The organism is Saccharothrix sp. AJ9571 (genome assembly GCF_021725495.1).
Classification (GTDB): Bacteria; Actinomycetota; Actinomycetes; order Mycobacteriales; family Pseudonocardiaceae; genus Amycolatopsis; species Amycolatopsis magusensis.
Genome location: NZ_CP091382.1, coordinates 1,067,286 through 1,086,510, shown reverse-complemented (window position 1 = coordinate 1,086,510; position 19,225 = coordinate 1,067,286). Strand labels below are relative to the sequence as shown.

General features: G+C 71.3%; 16 protein-coding genes. 11 read left to right on the top strand and 5 right to left on the bottom strand.

Annotation, left to right across the window (positions count from 1 at the left end; all coding sequences use genetic code 11):
• Nucleotides 1–346 precede the first annotated feature (346 nt).
• Complete coding sequence (locus L3Q67_RS04195) at nt 347–1,576, bottom strand: cytochrome P450 family protein (RefSeq protein ID WP_499188282.1); 1,230 nt, start codon at nt 1,574–1,576, stop codon at nt 347–349.
• 398 nt (nt 1,577–1,974) lie between these two features.
• On the opposite strand from L3Q67_RS04195, the gene L3Q67_RS04190 reads away from it, so the two are divergent.
• The 9 genes from L3Q67_RS04190 to L3Q67_RS04150 all read left to right on the top strand — a co-directional run bounded on the left by L3Q67_RS04190 (nt 1,975) and on the right by L3Q67_RS04150 (nt 13,434).
• A complete protein-coding gene (locus tag L3Q67_RS04190; RefSeq protein WP_499188281.1) occupies nt 1,975–7,818 on the top strand; it encodes a type I polyketide synthase in 5,844 nt (1,947 codons plus the stop codon).
• Nucleotides 7,819–7,820: 2 nt separating this feature from the next.
• Complete coding sequence (locus L3Q67_RS04185; RefSeq protein WP_499188280.1) at nt 7,821–8,321, top strand: acyl-CoA thioesterase; 501 nt, start codon at nt 7,821–7,823, stop codon at nt 8,319–8,321.
• Between the two features lie 143 nt (nt 8,322–8,464).
• Entirely contained in the window at nt 8,465–8,938 is a 474-nt protein-coding gene (locus L3Q67_RS04180; RefSeq protein WP_499191424.1) for a flavin reductase family protein, read from the top strand.
• 7 nt (nt 8,939–8,945) lie between these two features.
• A complete protein-coding gene (locus tag L3Q67_RS04175) occupies nt 8,946–9,992 on the top strand; it encodes an NAD-dependent epimerase/dehydratase family protein (RefSeq protein ID WP_499188279.1) in 1,047 nt (348 codons plus the stop codon).
• Entirely contained in the window at nt 9,989–10,225 is a 237-nt protein-coding gene (locus tag L3Q67_RS04170; RefSeq protein WP_209664547.1) for a DUF6222 family protein, read from the top strand. The genes L3Q67_RS04175 and L3Q67_RS04170 overlap by 4 nt, the downstream gene beginning before the upstream one ends.
• A 215-nt stretch (nt 10,226–10,440) precedes the next feature.
• Nucleotides 10,441–11,973 (top strand): acyl-CoA carboxylase subunit beta, encoded by a 1,533-nt coding sequence (locus L3Q67_RS04165; protein ID WP_499191423.1) that lies wholly within the window; start codon nt 10,441–10,443, stop codon nt 11,971–11,973.
• Nucleotides 11,970–12,170: an acyl-CoA carboxylase subunit epsilon gene (locus tag L3Q67_RS04160; protein WP_499188278.1), complete on the top strand. Its 201-nt coding sequence runs from the start codon at nt 11,970–11,972 to the stop codon at nt 12,168–12,170. The genes L3Q67_RS04165 and L3Q67_RS04160 overlap by 4 nt, the downstream gene beginning before the upstream one ends.
• Before the next feature lie 93 nt (nt 12,171–12,263).
• Nucleotides 12,264–12,407, top strand: coding sequence for a hypothetical protein (locus L3Q67_RS04155; protein WP_499188277.1), 144 nt, complete (start codon nt 12,264–12,266; stop codon nt 12,405–12,407).
• Nucleotides 12,408–12,525: 118 nt separating this feature from the next.
• Complete coding sequence (locus tag L3Q67_RS04150) at nt 12,526–13,434, top strand: LLM class flavin-dependent oxidoreductase (protein WP_499188276.1); 909 nt, start codon at nt 12,526–12,528, stop codon at nt 13,432–13,434.
• On the opposite strand, the gene L3Q67_RS04145 is transcribed toward L3Q67_RS04150, so the two are convergent.
• Nucleotides 13,412–14,449 (bottom strand): DNA polymerase IV, encoded by a 1,038-nt coding sequence (locus tag L3Q67_RS04145; RefSeq protein WP_499188275.1) that lies wholly within the window; start codon nt 14,447–14,449, stop codon nt 13,412–13,414. The genes L3Q67_RS04150 and L3Q67_RS04145 overlap by 23 nt on opposite strands.
• A gap of 113 nt (nt 14,450–14,562) precedes the next feature.
• Between L3Q67_RS04145 and L3Q67_RS04140 the strand changes: the two genes are divergently transcribed.
• Nucleotides 14,563–15,069: an SRPBCC family protein gene (locus L3Q67_RS04140; protein WP_499188274.1), complete on the top strand. Its 507-nt coding sequence runs from the start codon at nt 14,563–14,565 to the stop codon at nt 15,067–15,069.
• A 57-nt stretch (nt 15,070–15,126) separates the two neighbouring features.
• On the top strand, nt 15,127–16,527 hold the full coding sequence (locus L3Q67_RS04135; protein WP_499188273.1) for an alpha/beta hydrolase family protein: 1,401 nt from the start codon (nt 15,127–15,129) through the stop codon (nt 16,525–16,527).
• Between the two features lie 408 nt (nt 16,528–16,935).
• Here the strand turns inward: L3Q67_RS04135 and L3Q67_RS04130 are convergent, their stop codons facing one another.
• From L3Q67_RS04130 to L3Q67_RS04120, 3 genes are read right to left on the bottom strand one after another with little or no spacing between them, the layout of a single operon-like run.
• Nucleotides 16,936–17,478: a carboxymuconolactone decarboxylase family protein gene (locus tag L3Q67_RS04130; protein ID WP_499188272.1), complete on the bottom strand. Its 543-nt coding sequence runs from the start codon at nt 17,476–17,478 to the stop codon at nt 16,936–16,938.
• Nucleotides 17,479–17,490: 12 nt separating this feature from the next.
• On the bottom strand, nt 17,491–17,913 hold the full coding sequence (locus L3Q67_RS04125; RefSeq protein WP_499188271.1) for a DUF6187 family protein: 423 nt from the start codon (nt 17,911–17,913) through the stop codon (nt 17,491–17,493).
• On the bottom strand, nt 17,906–19,225 hold the full coding sequence (locus L3Q67_RS04120) for an NAD(P)/FAD-dependent oxidoreductase (RefSeq protein WP_499188270.1): 1,320 nt from the start codon (nt 19,223–19,225) through the stop codon (nt 17,906–17,908). The genes L3Q67_RS04125 and L3Q67_RS04120 overlap by 8 nt, the downstream gene beginning before the upstream one ends.

Sequence of the window (19,225 nt, the reverse complement as noted above, 5' to 3'; positions counted from 1 at the left end):
GGCGAGGACCCCTTTGTCAAGGCGGGAAAGATGCCTCGACAAAGGGGTCCTCGCCGTGTTTTGGGCTTGGGACCGGGGATGGGGAGGGCTGGGTGGCTCGTTGGCTCGGGTTTGTGGCCGGGCGGCGGTTGGCGAGGGGGGCTTCGTTGTTGGGGAACTTGGGCTCGGCTGCCCGGCTTGAGGACACGAATGTGGCTTTGGGGGCGGAATACGCCCCCAAAGCCACATTCGTGTCCAGGTCGGAGGAGGGGGGCGTGCTGATGCCGTGAATGTGGCTTTCACGGCGAATTCCGCCGTGAAAGCCACATTCACGGCACTGGGGCACCGTGACATCGGAGGGGGAGGGTCAGGCGCTGGGCTTCAGGGTGACGGGTAGGGATCGGTGGCCGTTCATGATGAACGTGGGCAGCGGCTCCAGGTCCGAGCGCGAGACGGCCAGGTCCAGGTCCGGGAAGCGCGCGAACAGGGTGGACAGGCCGATCGTGGCGACCGCGCGGGCGATGCCGGCGCCGAGGCAGAAGTGCGGGCCCAGGCCGAAGGACAGGTGGTCCTTGTCCTCGCGGGTGATGTCGAAGACGTCGGCGCTGTCTCCGTGCACGGCGGGGTCGCGGCCGATGGCGCTGTAGTTCACCAGCAGGGCGTCGCCCTTGGGGATGGTGACGCCGTCCAGTTCGATGTCCTCTACGGCGTAGCGCAGCGGCAGGTGGGCCAGCGGGGACTCCACGCGCAGCGTCTCGTCGATCACCGCGTCCCACGAGAGTTCGCCGCTGGTGACCAGGTTCAGCTGGTCCCGGTGGGTCAGCAGCGCGGTGATCGCGTTGTCGAAGAAGTTGATGGTGGTCTCCGAACCGGCACCCAGGATGGCGAAGATGGTGTCGGTCAGCTCTTCCTCGGACAGGCGCGTGCCGTCCTCGTCGCGCGAGGCGATCAGGTCGCTGGTGATGTCCTCACCGGGGTTCGCGCGCTTCTCGGCGATCAGCTCCGCCATCGCGCCACGCCAGCCACCGAGGATCGCCTGGGCCTGCTCCGGGGTGACGGTGGTGTCCACCATCATGTCGATCACCTTGGCGGTGCTCTGCCGCGCGGCCTCGCCCATGCCGATCAGGTCGGCGACCAGCATCGCGGGCAGCGGGTAGGCGAAGCGCTCGCGCAGGTCCACGACCTCACCCGCGGGCACCTGCTCCAGCGCGCCGATCAGCATCTCGGTCAGCTCGACGATGCGCGGCTTGATCGCTTCGGTGCGGCGGCGGGTGAACGCCTTGCCGACCAGGCGGCGCAGCCGCACGTGGTCCTTGCCGTAGGCGGTCACCATGTTGTCCATGGCGATCCAGCTGATCATTTCCCAGTCGCGCGGGATGTCACCGTCGATGAACGCGGGCCAGTGGTTGCGCGCGCTCTTGGTCACCCGCGGGTCGGTGAGCACCTGCTTGATCGCGGCGTAGCTGTTGAGCGACCACACGACCACACCGCCGGGCAGCTCCACCTGGACGGCCGCGCCCTGCTTGCGCAGGCCGTCGGCTTCGGCGTGGATGTCCCGGCCGGTGGTGTCGAGGGCGTAGGGGCAGCGTTTCTCCATCATTTTCTCCCGGATCGTGCCAAAGGCCCCCGGAATGCCGTCGGGGCTGTAGCCACAGCGGATGCTACGGCCGGGAATTCGGCCGGAGAAGGCATTCGGAGTAATTCGGCAATGGAGAAGATGGGTCATTCTCCGCTATTGCCGGTGTAGGCCCGCGGGATTGACCGGGGCATTGCCCCGGTGATTCACTCGCGGTTCGCGTGACCGGGTCCCCGCGCGTGCGTGAAGATCGCATAGCCGGTGCGGGAAGAAGCTCGCTCGAGTACCGCTGACCTGCACGAAGGCCTCGAAGCGCTGGGCACAATGGGAGAAGACGCCGCCGAACTCCCCCCTGCATGCTGGAGCCCGATCGTGTGAACCTCGCGGTGAGACGAAAAAGGACTGATGGGGAGTGCGGCGTGAGTGTTGAGCGGATTTCGATTGTCGGCATCGGTCTCAGCTACCCCGACGCCAGTTCTCCGGACGAGCTCTGGGAGAACGTGCTGGCGGGGCGGCGAGCATTCCGCCGGCTACCCGACGAACGGATGAACCGCGAGGACTACTACTCGCCCGACCCCGAGGCGCCGGACCGGTTCTACGCGGAGAAGGCCGCCGTGCTGCGGGACTTCGAGTTCGACCGGGTCAAGTACAAGGTGGCGGGCAGCACCTTCCGCACCACCGACATGACCCACTGGCTGGCGCTGGACGTGGCCGCCAGGGCGCTGGCGGACGCCGGGTTCCCCGAGGGCGAGGGCCTGCCGAAGCTGAGCACCGGCGTGGTGCTGGGCAACAGCCTCACCGGTGAGTTCTCCCGCGCCAACATCATGCGCCTGCGGTGGCCGTACGTCCGCCGCACGGTCGCCGCCGCGCTGGCCGAGAAGGGCTGGGGCGAAGAGGACATCGCCACCTTCCTGGGTGAGCTGGAAGTCCAGTACAAGGCGCCGTTCCCCGAGATCAACGAGGACAGCCTGGCCGGCGGCCTGGCCAACACCATCGCCGGGCGCATCTGCAACTACTTCGACCTCGGCGGCGGCGGGTTCACCGTGGACGGCGCCTGCTCGTCCTCGCTGCTGTCCATCGTCACCGCGGCCAACGCGCTCGTCGAGCACGACGTGGACGTCGCGCTGGCCGGTGGTGTGGACCTCTCGATCGACCCCTTCGAGGTGATCGGCTTCGCCAAGACCGGCGCGCTGGCCACCGGCGAGATGAAGGTCTACGACGCCGACTCCAACGGGTTCTGGCCCGGCGAGGGCTCCGGCATGGTCGTGCTGATGCGCGAGGAGGACGCGATCGCCCGCGGCGCCCGCATCTACGCGACCCTGGCGGGCTGGGGCGTTTCCTCCGACGGCAAGGGCGGCATCACCCGCCCCGAGGCCGCCGGGCACCGCCTCGCCCTGACCCGCGCCTACAACCGCGCCGGGTACGGCGTGGAGTCCGTGTCCTACTTCGAGGGCCACGGCACCGGCACCGCGCTCGGCGACGAGACCGAGATCATCGCGCTGTCCGGCGCCCGCCGCGACGCCGACCCGTCGGCCGAGAAAGCCGCGCTGGGCACCATCAAGGGCAACTTCGGCCACACCAAGGCCGCCGCCGGGATCGCCGGCCTGATCAAGGCGACGCTGGCGGTCTACCACCAGGTCATCCCGCCGGGCACCGGGCAGAACGAGCCGCACCCGCTGCTCACCGCCGACGACGCCACCATGTACGTGCCGCGCGAAGCCGGGCTCTTCCCGGCGGGCAAACAGATGCGCGCCGGTGTCTCGGCGATGGGCTTCGGCGGCATCAACTCGCACGTCACCGTCGAGCAGGGCCCGGACATCCAGCGCCGCGAGGACCTCGACGAGCGCACCCGCGCGCTGGTCACCGGCCGCCAGGACGCCGAGCTGCTGCTGCTCGACGCCGAGGACCTGACCCAGCTGCGCGACCGCGTGGCCGACCTGGTCGCGGTCGCGGCGAAGCTGTCCATGGCCGAGCTGACCGACCTGGCGGGCACGCTGGCCGGGGAGCTGTCCGGCGGCGCCGCCCGCGCCGCGATCGTCGCCACCAACCCGGAGGACGCCGCCCGCAAGCTGGACCGGCTGCGCGGCCGCCTCGACGGCGGTGAGACGAGCATCTTCAGCGCTTCGGAGGGAATCTACGCGGGCAACCGCAACGCCACCCCGAAGATCGCCTACCTGTTCCCCGGCCAGGGCTCCGGGCGCGGCGCGGCGGGCGCCATCCGCCGCCGGTTCACCGCCGCCGACGAGATCTTCCAGGCCGCCGGCCTGCCCACGGGCGGCGACCAGGTGGCCACCGAGGTCGCCCAGCCGCGGATCGTCACCGGCTCGCTGGCCGCGCTGCGCGTGTTGCGCGGACTCGGCATCGAGGCCGACACCGCGGTCGGGCACAGCCTCGGCGAGCTGACCGCCCTGCACTGGGGCGGCGCGATGGACGAGCAGCAGGTCCTGCGCCTGGCCGGGATCCGCGGCAAGGTGATGGCCTCGGCCAGCGACGGCGGTGGCGCGATGGCCGGGCTGCAGGCCGAGCCCAACCAGGCCGAGCGCTTCGCCGAGGGCGAGGACGTGGTCATCGCCGGCTACAACGCCCCGCGCCAGACCGTCCTTTCCGGACCGGCCGACGCGATCGACCGGGTCTGCGAGAAGGCCCGCGCCCAGGGCGTGACCGCCACCCGCATCAACGTCTCCCACGCCTTCCACTCGCCGCTGGTCGAACCGGCCGCGGTGGCGATGACCGAGCAGCTCGAGGGCTTCGGCTTCGACCGGCTCAACCGCCCGGTGATCTCCACGGTGACCGGCGACGTGCTGCACGCCGCGGAGAACGTGGCCGAACTGCTGCGCGACCAGATCGTGCAGCCGGTCCGCTTCCGCGAGGCCGCCGCGAAGGCCGCCGAGCGCAGCGACCTGGTGATCGAGGTCGGCCCCGGCCGCGTGCTGGCCGGGCTGTTCAGCGAGATCGCCCCGGACACGCCGGTGCTCTCGGTGGACACCGACAGCGGCTCGCTCTCCGCGATCCTCGGCGTGGCCGGTGCGGCCTTCGCGCTCGGCGCGGCGCTCGACACCGCGGCGCTGTTCGCCGGCCGCGTGGTCCGGCCGCTGCCGCTGGACGGCCAGATGTCCTTCCTGGAAAGCCCCTGCGAGGCCGCGCCGTCGATCGACCTGGAGCTGCTCCGCAGCCAGCAGAGCGCCGAGGCCAAGGCGACCGCGGCTTCGAAGGCAGACTCGGCCGTCGACACCGACGCCGGCAGCACCCTCGACCTGCTGCGCAAGCTCGCGGCGGAACGGGTGGAGCTGCCGCTGGAGACGGTCACCGCGGACACGCACCCGCTCGACGACCTGCACCTGTCCTCGATCACCGTGGGCCAGATCGTCAACGACGTGACCCGCGCGCTCGGCCGCCCGCCGCTGGAGGGCATGCCGAACTTCGCCACCGTCTGCCTCGGCGAACTGGCCGAGATGATCGACGAGCTGGCGGAGACCTCGCAGCGCTCCGACGACTCCCCCAAGGGCGAGGTCCCGGGTGTGGCGCCGTGGGTGCGGCCGTTCGCGGTGCAGTACGTGCGGGCCCCGCGCCCCTTCGCCGACATCGGGTCCGGCGGCACCACCGCCGAGTGGACCGTGTTCTCCACCGACGACCACCCGCTGGCCGAGCCGCTGCGGTCGGCGCTGGCCGCGGCGGGCATCGGTGACGGCGTGCTGCTCTGCCTGCCGCCGGACGCCGACGAAAGCCACGTCGGGTTGTTCCTCGACGCCGGCCGCGCGGTGATGGGCGCCCCCTCCGGTACCCGTTTCGTGCTGGTGCAGCAGGGACTCGGCGCCTCCGGCATGGCGAAGACCCTGCGGCTGGAGGACCCCTCGATCCGCACCACGATCGTCGAGCTGCCCGACGCCGCGGCCACCAACCCGCTGGCCGTCGAGGAGGCGATGGGCTTCGTGGTCAGCGAGGTCGCGTCCACAGTGGACTTCGCGGAGGCCCGCTACGACGGGGCCGGCAACCGCTGGGTGCCGGTGCTCAAGCCGCTGCCGGCGCCGCCGGAGGACCCCGGTCCCTCGCCGCTGTCCGCCGGGGACGTGCTGCTGGTCACCGGTGGTGGCAAGGGCATCACCGCGGAGAGCGCGCTGGCCATGGCCAAGGAGTCCGGCGCCAAGCTGGCCCTGCTCGGCCGCAGCCTGCCGGAGAACGACGCCGAACTGGCGGAGAACCTCGGCCGGATGGGCGCGGCGGGCATCGACTACCGCTACGAATCCGCGGACGTCACCTCGGCCGAGCAGATCAAGGACGCGGTCGACAAGATGCAGGCCGAGCTGGGCCCGGTCACCGCGATCCTGCACGGCGCGGGCCGCAACGAGCCGGGCGCGTTGTTCAGCCTGACCGAAGAAACCTTCCAGAAGACGCTGGCGCCGAAGATCGACGGCCTCCGTGCGGTGCTCGCGGCGGTCGACGAGGACAAGATCAAGCTGCTGGTCACCTTCGGCAGCATCATCGGCCGCGCCGGGCTCCGCGGTGAGGCGCACTACGCCACCGCGAACGACTGGATGACCGAGCTGACCCTGCGCTTCGGCAAGGAGCACCCGAAGGCGAAGGTGCTCGCGCTGGAGTGGTCGGTCTGGTCCGGGGCGGGCATGGGCGAGAAGCTCGGTGTGGTCGGCGCCCTGATGCGCGACGGCATCACGCCGATCCCCACCGAGAACGGCATCGAGATGCTGCGCCAGGTGCTGGCCGACCCGGACTCGCCGCCGGTGCTGGTGGTCTGCGGGCGGACCGGTGGCCTGGCCACCCTGCCGGTGGAGCGCCAGGAACTGCCGCTGACCCGGTTCGTCGACCGCGCGGTGGTGCACTACCCGGGTGTCGAGCTGATCACCGAGGCCGACCTGTCCGCGGGCAGCGACCCGTACCTGGCCGACCACCTGCTCGACGGGGACCTGCTCTTCCCCGCGGTGATCGGCATGGAGGCGATGACCCAGGTGGCCGCCGCGGTGACCGGCCAGAGCGGCCCGCCGGTGCTGGAGAACGTCGAGTTCCTGCGGCCGATCGTGGTCTCGCCCGGCGGCTCGACCACCATCCGGCTGGCCGCGCTCGCCCGCAACGGCGAGACGGTGGACGTGGTGATCCGCAGTGAGGACACCGGGTTCAGCGCCGACCACTTCCGCGCCCGGCTGCGCTTCGGCAGGCCGGACCTGGCCGGTGAGCCCGGTGCCTTCGCCGACCTGAGCAACCCGCTGCCGCTGGTCCCGGTCGACCCGGTGACCGAGCTCTACGGCACGGTCCTGTTCCAGGGCAAGCGGTTCCAGAAGCTGACCGCCTACCGGCGGGCCAGCGCCCGGCACGCGGTGGCCGAGGTGTCCGCCGACGCCGGCCACTCCTGGTTCGCGCCCTTCCTGCCGCAGCAGAAACTGCTGGCCGACCCGGGCACCCGCGACACGATGATGCACGCGATCCAGTGCTGCGTCCCGGACGCGACGCTGCTGCCGCAGGGCATCGAGCGGCTGTACCTGGCCGACCCGGCCGACCAGGACGTGGAGTTCGTGGTGCTCGACGCCCGTGAGCGCTCGCAGGACGGTGACACCTACGTCTACGACCTCGACATCCGCGAGCCGGGTGGCGATCTGGTGGAGCGCTGGGAAGGGCTGTCGCTGCGGGCGGTCCGCAAGCGCGACGGGGCCGGTCCGTGGACGCCCGCGATGCTGGGCTCCTACCTGGAGCGGGCCTGCGAGCGCGTGCTCGGCGGCACCAGGGCGGTCGTGGTGGAGCCGGACCCGCTGGGCGTCGACGTCGGGGCCACGCCGGAGCGGCGGGCGCAGACGAAGCTGGCGCTCTCCCGGGCGCTGGGCCGTCCCGCCGAGGTGCAGTACCGGCCCGACGGCAAGCCCGAGACCGACGGCTTCGAGATCTCCGCTTCGCACAGCTCGCGCCTGACCTTGGCGGTCGCCGGCTTCGGGCAGCTCACCTGCGACGTGGAGACCGTGGTGGAGCGCACCGACGACGACTGGGCGGGCCTGCTCGGCAGCGAACTGCTGGCGGTGCGGGACCTGCTGGCCGCCGAGACCGGTGAGTCGATCGCCGCGGCGAGCACCCGGGTGTGGAGCGCGCTCGAGTGCATCCGGAAGACCGGCGAGATGACCCAGGCGCTGACCGTGCAGCAGGTGCACCCGGACGGGTGGGCGCTGTTGTCCAGCGGCGAAGCCCGGATCGCGACCTGGACCACCACGATCGAAGACCGGCCGGACCCCGTGGTCTTCGCGGTACTCGAAGGAGAGGAAGGCTGAGAATGGCGAACACGCCGGGCTACTACGAGATCCGCCACACGGTCGGGTTCGAGGAGACCAACCTCGTCGGGAACGTCTACTACGTCAACTACCTGCGCTGGCAGGGCCGGTGCCGGGAAATGTTCCTCAAGGAGAAGGCGCCCGCGGTGCTCGAAGACGTCCGCGACGACCTGAAGCTGTTCACGCTGAAGGTCGAGTGCGAGTTCTTCTCCGAGATCACCGCCTTCGACGAGCTGTCCATCCGGATGCGGTTGGAGGAGCTGACCCAGACGCAGATCCAGTTCAGCTTCGACTACGTCCAGATCACCGGCGGCCAGGAGAACCTGGTGGCCAGGGGCCGTCAGCGCATCGCCTGCATGCGCGGCCCGAACACGAACACCGTCCCGTCCCGGGTGCCGGAGCAGCTGCGTGAGGCGCTCGCGCCCTACGCCGAAGGTCCGAAGGCCGCGGCTGCCGTCAAGGACACTGCCGCAACGGCGGCGGCCAGGAGCAAGGGGGTCTGACCGTGTCGGAAACCGTGCAGGCAGCGGCCGAGCTGGTGGAGCCTGCCGCCAGGCCCGCTCCGGTGGCACCGCTGAAATCGCTCTCGGTGCTGCCGTCGCAGCGCCGCAAGCGGTTGTCCACGCCGACCACGCTGCGCGAGGTCATGTCCCAGTTCGCCACCGGGATCACGGTGATCACCGCCGGTGGCGAGCGGGGGCACGGGATGACCGCGAACGCGTTCAGCTCGGTGTCGCTGGACCCGCCGATGGTGCTGTGCTGCGTTTCGCGGGCGGCCCGGATGCACGACGCGATCCTGTCGGCGAAGGCGTTCGCCGTGTCCATCCTCGGTGCCGAGCAGCGCGAGCTGGCGCGGTACTTCGCCGACTGGCGGCGACCGCGGGGGCTGGCCCAGTTCGACTCGGTCGACTGGTACCCCGGCCCGCACACCGGTTCGCCGCTGCTGTCCGGCTCGCTGGCGTGGGTCGAGTGCAGCCTGGCCGAGGTGTACGAGGGCGGCGACCACTCGATCTTCCTCGGCAACGTGGTCAGCTCCAAGCGGGGCACCGGGCCGCAGGCGCTGACCTTCTTCGGTGGCGACTACCACCAGGTGGGCCCGGATGTCCGCGCCTCGGCCTAGGTTGACCGTGACCGTGACCGGGGGCACCGGGTTCGCCGGTGCCCACTCGGTCGCGGCGATCACCGCCCGCGGGCACCGCGTCCGGCTGCTGGCGCGGGACCCGGCTTCGGCCGGTCCCGCGCTGGAGCCGCTGGGCGTGGACCCCGGGGCGGTCGAGGTGGTCGCCGGTGACGTCACCGACGAAGCCGCGGTGGCCGCCGCGGTCCGCGGTGCCGACGCCGTGCTGCACGCGGCCGCGGTCTACTCGTTCGACAGCCGTCAGCGGGCGGTGATGCGCGCGGTCAACGAGCGCGGCACCGAGGTCGTGCTGACGGCGGCGAGGCGAGCGGGCGCCGGGCGCATCGTGCACGTGTCCAGCGTCGCCGCGTTGTTCCCCTCGCGCGAACCGCTGGGCCCGGACTCGCCGGTGGGCGAGCCGCGCGAGGCCTACATGGCGACCAAGGCCGCCGCGGAGGTCGTCGCGCGGCGGCACCAGGCCGAGGGCGCGCCGGTGGTGATCACCTATCCGCCGGCCATGCTCGGCCCGCACGACCCGAAACTCGGCGACCAGAACGCCCGGCTGCGCAACGTGTTGCGCGGGCTGATGCCGTTCTGGCCGCGTGGCGGACTGCCGATGGGCGACGTCCGCGACACCGCCGAACTGCACGCGCGTGTGCTGACCGATTTCCCGGGCCACAACCGGGTTTTCGGCCCCGGCCGCGCGGTGTCCACACGCGACTACGTGGCGGCCGTGCGCGAGGTCACCGGCCGCGCGCTGCCCGCGTTGTTCCTGCCACCGGCCGCGCTGGTCCCGGTGGGCAGGCTGGCCGACCTCGCGCAGCGGGTCTGGCCGTGGCGGATCCCGGCGGAGTACGGCGCGATCTACGCCTGCGCGTGCGACGCGCGGGTCGGGGACGCCGTGCCCACCGCCGGCCTGAGCCCGCGGCCGCTGGCCGCGACCCTGACCGACGCGGTGCGGTGGCTGCACCGCGCCGGCCACCTGTCCGATCGGCAGGCTGGCGTGCTGGGCACGCCACTGCCGATGTCGTTGTCACCAGGAAGGGCTGTCCGATGAGCGCCGAATCCGTTCCCCAGCGAAACGACGAGAGCACCGAGCCGATCCCGCTGTTCGGCCGCGCCGAGCCGCCCGCCGTGCCCGCCGACGCGCACGACGCGCCCGACCCCCGCTGGCTGAGCGGCCCGCCGTACCCCTCGGTGCCGCGGCTGGGCCGGGGCCTGCGCTGGAGCGACCTGGTCGCGCAGATGGAGGCCGACCACGCCGAGCGAGAGGCCAGGAGGGCGGCGTGAGCGAGCGGACGGACGCCAACGCCTACGCGCTGGACCCCGGCCAGGCGGCTCCCGCCGGGCGCCCCGGGTCCGCGCGCGCGGTGGGGGGTGACGACGTCGTTGTGCCGTTTCCCCGGCACCGCACCGAAGCGGGGCGAACGGGGCGCGCCCCGGCCGGCGGGCGGCAGCGTTCCGTCCGCGAGCCCGGCCGGGACTTCTCCCGTGCCGGGCGCACCATGGCCGGGTTGCGCGAGGAGCGCGACGCCGAGCGCGCCAAGATCATCGAGGGCAAGCCGGAACGCCAGCACAAGCTCGGCAAGCTGACCGCGCGCGAGCGCCTCGACCTGCTGCTGGACGAGGACTCGTTCACCGAGGTCGAGCTGTACCGCAGGCACCAGCTGAGCGGGCCGAAGCTGGGCGACAACCGGCCGTACACCGACGGCGTGGTGGCCGGGTCCGGCACCATCGACGGACGGCGGGTCTTCGTCTACTCGCAGGACTTCACGCTGTTCGGCGGCTCGCTCGGGCAGGCGCACGCGGCGAAGATCCACAAGGTGATGGACCTGGCGCTGGCCACCGGGTCGCCGCTGATCGGGCTGAACGACAGCGGGGGCGCGCGGATCCAGGAGGGTGTCGAGGCGCTGCACGGCTACGGCGGCATCTTCCGCAGGCACGCGGCCGCGTCCGGGGTGATCCCGCAGATCAGCGTGATCCTCGGGCCGTGCGCCGGTGGTGCCGCGTACTCGCCGGCACTGGCCGACTTCACCTTCATGGTCCGCGACACCGCCCGGATGTACCTGACCGGGCCGGACGTGGTCGAGGTGGTCAGCGGCGAGCGGGTCAGCCACGACGAACTCGGCGGCGCCGACGTGCACGGCGAGCTGTCGGGCTCGGCCGCGGTGGTCTGCGACGACGAGCAGAGCTGCCTCGCCGACGTGCGGTACCTGGTGTCGATGCTGCCGCGCAACAACCTCGAACCGGCACCCCGCACGGTGGGCAGCGGCGCCGGGTCCGAGGTGCGGCCGCGGCTGGCCGAGATCGTGCCGGTGGAGCCGAACCAGCCCTACGACATCCGCGAGGTGATCGCCGAGGTCGTCGACGACGAGGACTTCTTCGAGATCCACGAGCTGTGGGCGCGCAACGTGGTGTGCGCGTTCGGGCGGGTGGACGGCGAGGTGGTCGGGGTGGTCGGCAACCAGCCGATGGTGCTGGCCGGCGTGCTGGACCGGGAGGCTTCGCAGAAGGCCGCGCGGTTCGTGCGCTTCTGCGACGCGTTCAACATCCCGCTGATCACCCTGGTCGACGTGCCGGGCTTCCTGCCGGGCACCGAACAGGAGCACAACGGGGTGATCCGGCACGGCGCGAAGCTGCTCTACGCCTATTGCGAGGCGACCGTGCCGCGGATCCAGGTGGTGCTGCGCAAGGCCTACGGCGGCGCGTACATCGTGATGGACTCGCGGTCCATCGGCTGCGACCTGTCGCTGGCCTGGCCGACGAACGAGATCGCCGTGCTCGGTGCCGAGGGCGCGGTCAACGTGCTGTTCCGCAAGGAGCTGGCGGCCGAGGAGGACCCGGAGCCGCTGCGCCAGGAGCTGATCGGGGCCTACACCGAGGAGTTCCTCGATCCGGCCTACGCCGCCGAACGCGGCCTCGTCGACGACGTGATCGACCCGGTGGACACCCGGGCGGCGATCGCGCGCGGGCTGGCGATGCTCCGGGACAAGCGGACCGAGCGGCCGCGGCGCAAGCACGGGAACGTCCCGTTGTGACCGGCGGGGAACCGCTGGTGCGGGTGGTCCGCGGCGAGCCCGACGACTTCGAGCTCGCCGCGGTCACCGTGGTGGTGGCCGCGCTGCTGGCGGCGGCCAGCGAGCCGGTGGTACCGGAGCCGCGCAGTGGCTGGGCCGACCGGTCCCGCACGCTGGGCATCCCGGTGCAGCACGCTCCCGGTGCCTGGAACTCCTAGGGAGAACCTCCGGATCAAGCGGGACGTCAGCGGGAAATCAGTGAGCTGCGGCACACTGGGTGGACAAGCACAGACGGCTACGGAGGTCCGCTGATGGAGTACTCGGAACCGGGGGAGAACTCGGCCGCCACGCTGACGCCCGACCTCATCGAGGAGGCTTTCGGCGTGGACGAGACCACCGTGGTGCCCTCGCCGCGCCAGTACGTCGAAGGCCCGATCGTCCTGGGCTACAACTGATCGCCTGATGGGCGAGCGGGTGGTGGCGGGGCTGGTGCGCTCGGCGTTCCCGGAACTTGAAGTTCGTAACACGAACTAATATGGTTCGTAGTACGAACTCAAATTCTGGGGGTCTGTCATGTCCGTGGTATTCGGTTTTGGCACGCTGCACGACGTCGCCGACCGCGCGGAACTGCTCCGCAGCGTCGAGCGGGCCGACCGGGCGGGTCTCGACTTGTTCTCCCTGAGCGATCACCCCTATCTCGGCGCCAGGCTGGACGCCTACGCCGTGGTCGGGTTCGCGCTGGCTCGCACCGAACGGATCTCCGGCCTGGTCAACGTCACCAACCTGCCCACGCGGCCCGCGCCGATGCTCGCGCGGACGGTGACCTCGCTGGCCGCGCTGTCCGAGGGACGGCTCGTGCTCGGCATGGGCGCGGGCGGGATCTGGGATCGGATCGCCGATCTGGGCGTGCCGCGGCTTTCGCCGGGTGAGGCGGTGGACGCCTTCGAGGAGGCGATCACGCTGATCAGGCAGCTTTCCGGCGGCGGACCGGCGATCACCCAGGAAGGAAGGCACTACCGGGTGAACCGCATCGAGCCGGCGCCGGTGGCCGCGCCGCCGGTGTGGACCGGTTCGGTCGGCCGGAAATCGCTGGCCGCCACCGGCCGGGTGGCCGACGGGTGGATCCCGGGGCACGCGGCGGACTGGCTGAGCCAGCGCTACCGCGAGTCGCGGCCGGTGATCGACGAGGCCGCGGCGGCCGTGGGCCGCGATCCCGCTGACATCCGGACGATCTACAACCTGCCTGGCCGCATCACCGAGCGCCCGCTGCCCGCCACCCGTGACGACCGGGGCCGCTGGCTCGGCGGCTCGCCGGAGCAGTGGGTGGAGGAGTTGACCGGCGCCGTCGTGGACCACGGCGCGGCGGGCTTCATCCTGTTCGATCCGGCCACCGGTGGACCGGCGGATCCGGTCACCCTGGGGCGGTGGGCCGAGGAGATCGCGCCGGCCGTACGGGAGGCTACCCGTCAGCCGGTGGGGTGAATTCGGCGCGGACGCCGAGGAGTCGCACCGGCTGACGCACCTCGAAGCGGTCGAACACCGCCAGCGCCGCTCGTTCCAGTTCGTCACCGTCGGTGGTCGGGGCGGGCAGGGTCAGGCTGCGGGTCTGCGTGATGAACGGCGCGAAGCGCACCTTCACCGCGACCCGCACCGCCGGCCGCCCCTCGGCCAGCACGTCCCGCGTGACGCGCTCGGCCAGTTTCCGGATCTCCGCCGCCATTTCCGCCGGATCGGTGAGGTTCTCCTGGAACGTGGTCTCCCGGCTGCGTGAGCGCGCCACCCACGGCGTGCTGGTCACCTCGGTGTCGCCGACGCCGAGGGCGAGGATCCGGTACCACGGCCCCATGGTCGGCCCGAAGCGCGCGGCCAGCGCCTTCGGGTCCGCCGCGGCCAGTTCGGCCACTGTGGACACACCGAGCTCGGCCAGTTTCTTCGACGTCTTCCGCCCGATGCCCCACAGCGCCTCGGTGGGGCGTTCGTGCATCACCTCGGCCCAGTTTTCCTCGGTGAGCCGGTAAACGCCGGCGGGCTTGGCGAACCCGGTGGCCAGTTTCGCGCGCAGCTTGTTGTCGCCGATGCCGACCGAAGAGGACAGTCCGGTCCGCTCGGTGATCGCCGCGCGGATCCGCCCGGCCAGTTCCTCCGGATCGCCGGTCCGCGCGCCGATGAAGCCCTCGTCCCACCCCATCACCTCGACCACCACCGGGAACTCGCGCACGGCGGCGAACACCCGCTCGGAGACCTCTTCGTAGGCGGGCGGGTCGGTCGGCAGGAACACCGCTTCGGGGCAGCGCTTGGCGGCCAGCCGCAGTGGCATGCCCGAGTCGATGCCGAAGGCGCGTGCTTCGTAGGAGGCCGTGGCCACCACCGCGCGCTCGGCCGGGTCACCGTTGCCGCCGACGATCACCGGCTTCCCGCGCAGCTCGGGGTGCCGTGCGACCTCCACCGCGGCGATGAACTGGTCGAGATCGACGTGCAGGACCCAGCTTTCCGGCATGCCCCCAGTGTGCACGGCGACCGCGGGTTGACATGTGACCTTCTGGTCACATAACCTGTCGTGGTGACCGACGACCCCGTGTTCCGGGCTCTGGCCGACCTGGAGGAAGACCGATGACGAACACCACCGCGACCGACACCGTGCAGATCAACCGTGTCTACATCAAGGCGACCCCGGAGCGGGTCTGGGAGGCCATCACCTCGCCGGAGTGGAACGGCAAGTACGGCTACGGCGCCCCGGCCAAGTACGACCTGCGTCCCGGTGGCAAGTACGAGGCGTACGCCACCGAGGAGATGAAGGCCTACGACCCGAACCTCGGCGACATCTGCGTGGACGGCGAGGTGGTCGAGGCCGACCCGCCGCACAAGCTGGTGCAGACCTGGCGGATGTGCATGGACCAGGGCACGAAGGAAGAAGGGTTCACCCGCCTGACGTGGGAGATTGAGTCCAGTTTCGACGGTGTGTGCAAGCTGACCGTGACCCACGAGCTCAGCGGGGCGCCGAAGCTGGCGGAGTTGGTCAGCGGGGCGCTCGAGCACACCGGTGCCGGTGGTGGCTGGTCCTTCGTGCTCAGCGACCTCAAGTCGCTGGTGGAGACCGGGGCGCCACTGGCGGGCTGAACCCCGTGGTGGCCGGGTCGCGTGCCCGGCCACCGCAGACCTGCGAGGACGGAGACCATGGACCTGCGCTCGAGGAGGTGGGGCAGGGCCGTGCTGCTGGTGGTCGTCCTGCTCGCCGGCTTGCTCATCGCCACGCCCGCGACCGCCGCGGCTCCGGGGCGGCAGACCCACACCGGGGTACTCGGCGGCGCGGCCTTCCGCGTGGAAACGCCGGAGCGCTGGAACGGCACGCTCGTGCTCTACAGCCACGCGTACTTCAGCGCCGGGCTGCCGATCCCGCCCGAGGTGTGGCTGGCGAACCGCAAGGAGACCGAGCACTGGCTGCTGGCCAACGGGTACGCGCTGGCCGCGTCGGACTACGAGGGCCGGTTCGGGTTCGCGGTGGAACCGGCGCTGCGGGACCAGATCGCCGTGCTGGACTGGTTCGAGCGCCACATCGGCAAGCCGCGGCGGACCGTCGCGAGTGGAATGTCGATGGGTGGCGGGATCGCGGTCCTGCTGGCGGAGCGCAACCCGCGCCGGATCTCCGGCGTGGTCGCCACGTGTGCCGATATCGACCACCTGGCGCCGTACAACATGTCCCTGGACGTCACCTTCGCCCTCCGCACGCTCCTGGCGCCGGACGAGGACATCGACCTGGTGCTCGCGGACGATCCGGCGGCCAGCACGCAGGCGCTGCTGGGCGTCATCGAGCGGGCGCTGACCACACCGGAGGGACGGGCACGGCTGACGCTGGCCGGCGCCTTCGGCAACCTGCCGCCCTGGCGGCACGCGCACCACGCGCCGCCGGTTCAGCTGGTGGAACGGATCCGGCAGCAGGCGGCGTGGGCTTCGAGTTCCGCTTCGGCGTTGGGTCCGGCCGGCCGGGCTGACCTGGAACGCCGGGCCGGCGGGAATCCGGCTTGGAATGTGGGGGTGGACTACGGGCGTCAGCTGGCTCGTTCGAGTCAGCGGGGTTTGGTCGAAGAGGCATATCGGGCGGCTGGTCTTGATGTTCGGAACGACCTGGAACGACTGGCAGCCGAGCCGCGGATCGCCGCGGACCCGTGGGCGACGGGGTACATGTACCGGTATGCGGTGCCCCATGGGATCACGCCCGCGCCGGTGCTGACGTTGCACAACACGGGTGATGGTGGGGCTTCGACGGATCAGGAGAACTGGTACGGCGCGCAGGTTGCCGCGCGGGGTGGCGAGGATCGGCTGAGGCAGGTGTTCTCGGCGCGGGGGAACCACTGCGCGTTCAGCGGGGCTGAGGAAATCGTGAGCTTGCAGACCATGTTCGCTCGGGTGGAGACGGGGAAGTGGCCTGATACCGGTGCGGACGCGTTGAATGCGGCGGCTGCGAGGTTTGGGCCTGAGTATCATGTGGTGACTAATTTCGGGGATTTCGCGGATAAGGTTATGGGGCCGTCGTTTGTGTCGTTCTCGGCTGGGGCTTTGCAGCGGCCTTCGCGGTGATGCGGGGGTTCTGGTGATGTGGGGCCACCCCGGTGTTTTAGTGTGACTACGGCGAAGGCCACTTTGTCAAGGCTGGGAAGATGCCTTGACAAAGTGGCCTTCGCCGTGTTTTTGGCTTTGGACCGGGGATGGGGGAGGTGGGGATGGGCTTGTGGTCGGCTCCCGTTGCCGGGCGCCGGTTGGGTGCTCTGATGCTCGGGTTTGGTTCCCGGGTGCTCGTTTGGTGGTGGTGGTGGCGCGGTGGGTGCCGTGAATGTGGCTTTCACGGCGGAATGTGCCGTGAAAGCCACATTCACGGCATGGGTGGCCTCTCGAGAGGGGGCGGCGGCGGCTTGGGTCCCTGGGGTGTCACGAATGTGGCTTTGGGGGCGGAATCCGCCCCCAAAGCCACATTCGTGACACGGGTAGTTAGTCCAATAGGGTGGCTAGGCCGGTGTAGCCGCCCTCGTGCAGGCGTTTGCCGGAGGTGCCGAAGTAGTCCGGGGAGGCTTCGACGCCCAGGCCTTCCACCATCCGGTTCATGAAGTTGAACAGGGCGCACACCAGCACCGCGTCGTGCAGGGCGGTTTCGGACCAGCCGGCGGCGTAGACGGCCTCGGCGTCGGCTTCGGTCATGCGGGAGGGGGTGCGCGTCAGTTTTCCGACGTAGTGCAGCACCGGTTTCATCCGGGCGTCCACCGGCGAGTTGTCCAGGTCCGCCAGGGCCGCGGTCAGCAGGCCTTCCGGGACGCCGAACTGTTCGGCGGTCACGGTGTGCACGCCGTGACAGTAATCGCAATTGTTGAGGCCGGAAACATAAGCGGCGATCAGTTCTCGTTCGCCCGCCGAGAAAGGGGAGGGGGCGCGCATGACCAGTTCGTGGTAATCGAGCAGGGGGCGGGCGGTCGCCGGGAATTTGCGGAAGACCGAGAGCAGGGCCGAATCCGCGCCCAATGACTTCAGATAAGACATCGGCATGAACCCCTAGTGAGAGTGGCGGTCGATTTCCTCGCGTCGCAGCCAGCAGGCCGCCAGGTAGGCCACGGTGGCCGGGCCCGCGTCGCCGAGGTCGCAGTCGTTCAGCAGCCGCAGGGTTTGCTCCCAGGCCAGCCGCAGCGAGGCGGCGTCCGGGGCCGGGCCGCCGGCGGCGGCCAGGGTGTCGCGGGCGGCCAGCCAGCGGGTGGTGCCGGTGGCCACCAGGCCGTCGAAGGAGAACTGCAGTGGCGCGTCGTGCCTGGCGTGGTCGACGGCGAGGGTGACCTGGCCCGGATCGTCGAACAGGGAGGCGAGCCCGAGCCCGGCGAGCAGGCGCCGGGCGTCCAGCCCCATCAGGATGACGCCGACCTCCGCCGACGCCGAGCCGTCCACCGACGGCAGCGAGAACCGCGTGTCGTGCCCGCTAGACACCGGCGACCGCCTTCACCGACGGCAACGGCTCGCCGCGCTGCACCCCGTGCGCGACCGCGGCCGCGACCCGGGCGGTGGCCACGCGGTGGCCGTCGATGTTGCGCGCCGCCGGGCCGAGCACCATGCCCGCCGCCGCGCCGACCGCGAACACCCGCGGGGCCCGGCAGTACGCGAGCGAGCGCTCGTCGAGGTCCGGCCAGCCGTTGCGTTCGCCGACCGCCTCTTCGGGCAGCAGCTGGTCGCCGATCCACGGGACCGTGCCCAGCGCCAGCGCGACGTGGTCGCCGTGCACCGCGGTGCCGCCGGCCAGCCGTACTTCGCCGGTGCGCACCCCGGTGACCTGTTGCCCCCGGTGCACGACCAGCCTGCCTTCGGCCTCCGCCCGCTGCAATCCCGGGCGGAACTCGAACATCACCGACGCCCGCCGGAACATGCGCATCAGGCCGAGGCGGTCCTCCCAGGACACGCTGTCGAACCGGTTGCGGCCCTCCGGGCGGAAGAACGACGAGTTCACGTCCGCGCACTGGTAGCGCTCGCCGGTCTCCCGCAGCACCCAGTGCACCTTCGCGCCCTCGGCGAGCCCGTTCGAGATCAGGTGCGCGGCCGACAACCCCGCGCCGACCACGACCAGCTCTTCGACCCCTTCCGGCGCCCGCTCGTCCCAGTAGCGGACACCCTGGGGCGTCTCCAGCCCCGGCCACCAGCCGCCGGGGGCCTGCCGCCGCTCTTCGCCGGTGCACAGCACCACGAACCGCGCCGACACCTCGTGCTCGCCCGCGCACACGGTGACCGAGTTCCGCCCCGGCAGCACCGCGTGCACGTTGGCCTGCCAGGTCCGTTCGGTCACCCCGTGGGTCGAGGCGACCTGGCGGCAGTAGGCCTCGAACACGTCGATCGGCACCACGGAGCGGTGCCCGGCCTGAGACATCCGGACCTCCCGGCGTTCCACCGGGGTCAGCCGCGCCCAGTTCAGCCGCGCGAAGTCCAGCAGCTCGCAGTCGCGGTAACCCTCCGCGCCGGGGTGGTGCTCGTAGGGGGAACGCAGCACTCGCTGCCCGAGGGTGTCCACCCGGTCGAAGAACTGCCCGCACGGGCGCGTTCCCCGGTCGAAGAGGACGACGTCGCGCACTCCGTGGTGCCAGAGTGCGGCGGCGACCGCCAGGCCGGCCGGGCCGGCGCCGACGATCACCGCGTCGGCGGTGCGGGGAGGCTCGTCCAGCCTCGCCGCACCGCCGAGAGCGGTCGGCAGCGGCCAGTCACGGCCGCGGGGGGAGTCCAGGAGGTGTGGCTCCGGGACGAAGAGGGTCGGCAC

Coding starts and splice junctions, on each gene's coding strand:
- L3Q67_RS04195 (WP_499188282.1), bottom strand. CDS start 1,576: ATGGAGAAACGCTGCCCCTACGCCCTCGACACCACCGGCCGGGACATC.
- L3Q67_RS04185 (WP_499188280.1), top strand. CDS start 7,821: ATGGCGAACACGCCGGGCTACTACGAGATCCGCCACACGGTCGGGTTC.
- L3Q67_RS04180 (WP_499191424.1), top strand. CDS start 8,465: ATGTCCCAGTTCGCCACCGGGATCACGGTGATCACCGCCGGTGGCGAG.
- L3Q67_RS04170 (WP_209664547.1), top strand. CDS start 9,989: ATGAGCGCCGAATCCGTTCCCCAGCGAAACGACGAGAGCACCGAGCCG.
- L3Q67_RS04165 (WP_499191423.1), top strand. CDS start 10,441: ATGGCCGGGTTGCGCGAGGAGCGCGACGCCGAGCGCGCCAAGATCATC.
- L3Q67_RS04155 (WP_499188277.1), top strand. CDS start 12,264: ATGGAGTACTCGGAACCGGGGGAGAACTCGGCCGCCACGCTGACGCCC.
- L3Q67_RS04150 (WP_499188276.1), top strand. CDS start 12,526: ATGTCCGTGGTATTCGGTTTTGGCACGCTGCACGACGTCGCCGACCGC.
- L3Q67_RS04145 (WP_499188275.1), bottom strand. CDS start 14,449: ATGCCGGAAAGCTGGGTCCTGCACGTCGATCTCGACCAGTTCATCGCC.
- L3Q67_RS04140 (WP_499188274.1), top strand. CDS start 14,563: ATGACGAACACCACCGCGACCGACACCGTGCAGATCAACCGTGTCTAC.
- L3Q67_RS04135 (WP_499188273.1), top strand. CDS start 15,127: ATGGACCTGCGCTCGAGGAGGTGGGGCAGGGCCGTGCTGCTGGTGGTC.
- L3Q67_RS04130 (WP_499188272.1), bottom strand. CDS start 17,478: ATGTCTTATCTGAAGTCATTGGGCGCGGATTCGGCCCTGCTCTCGGTC.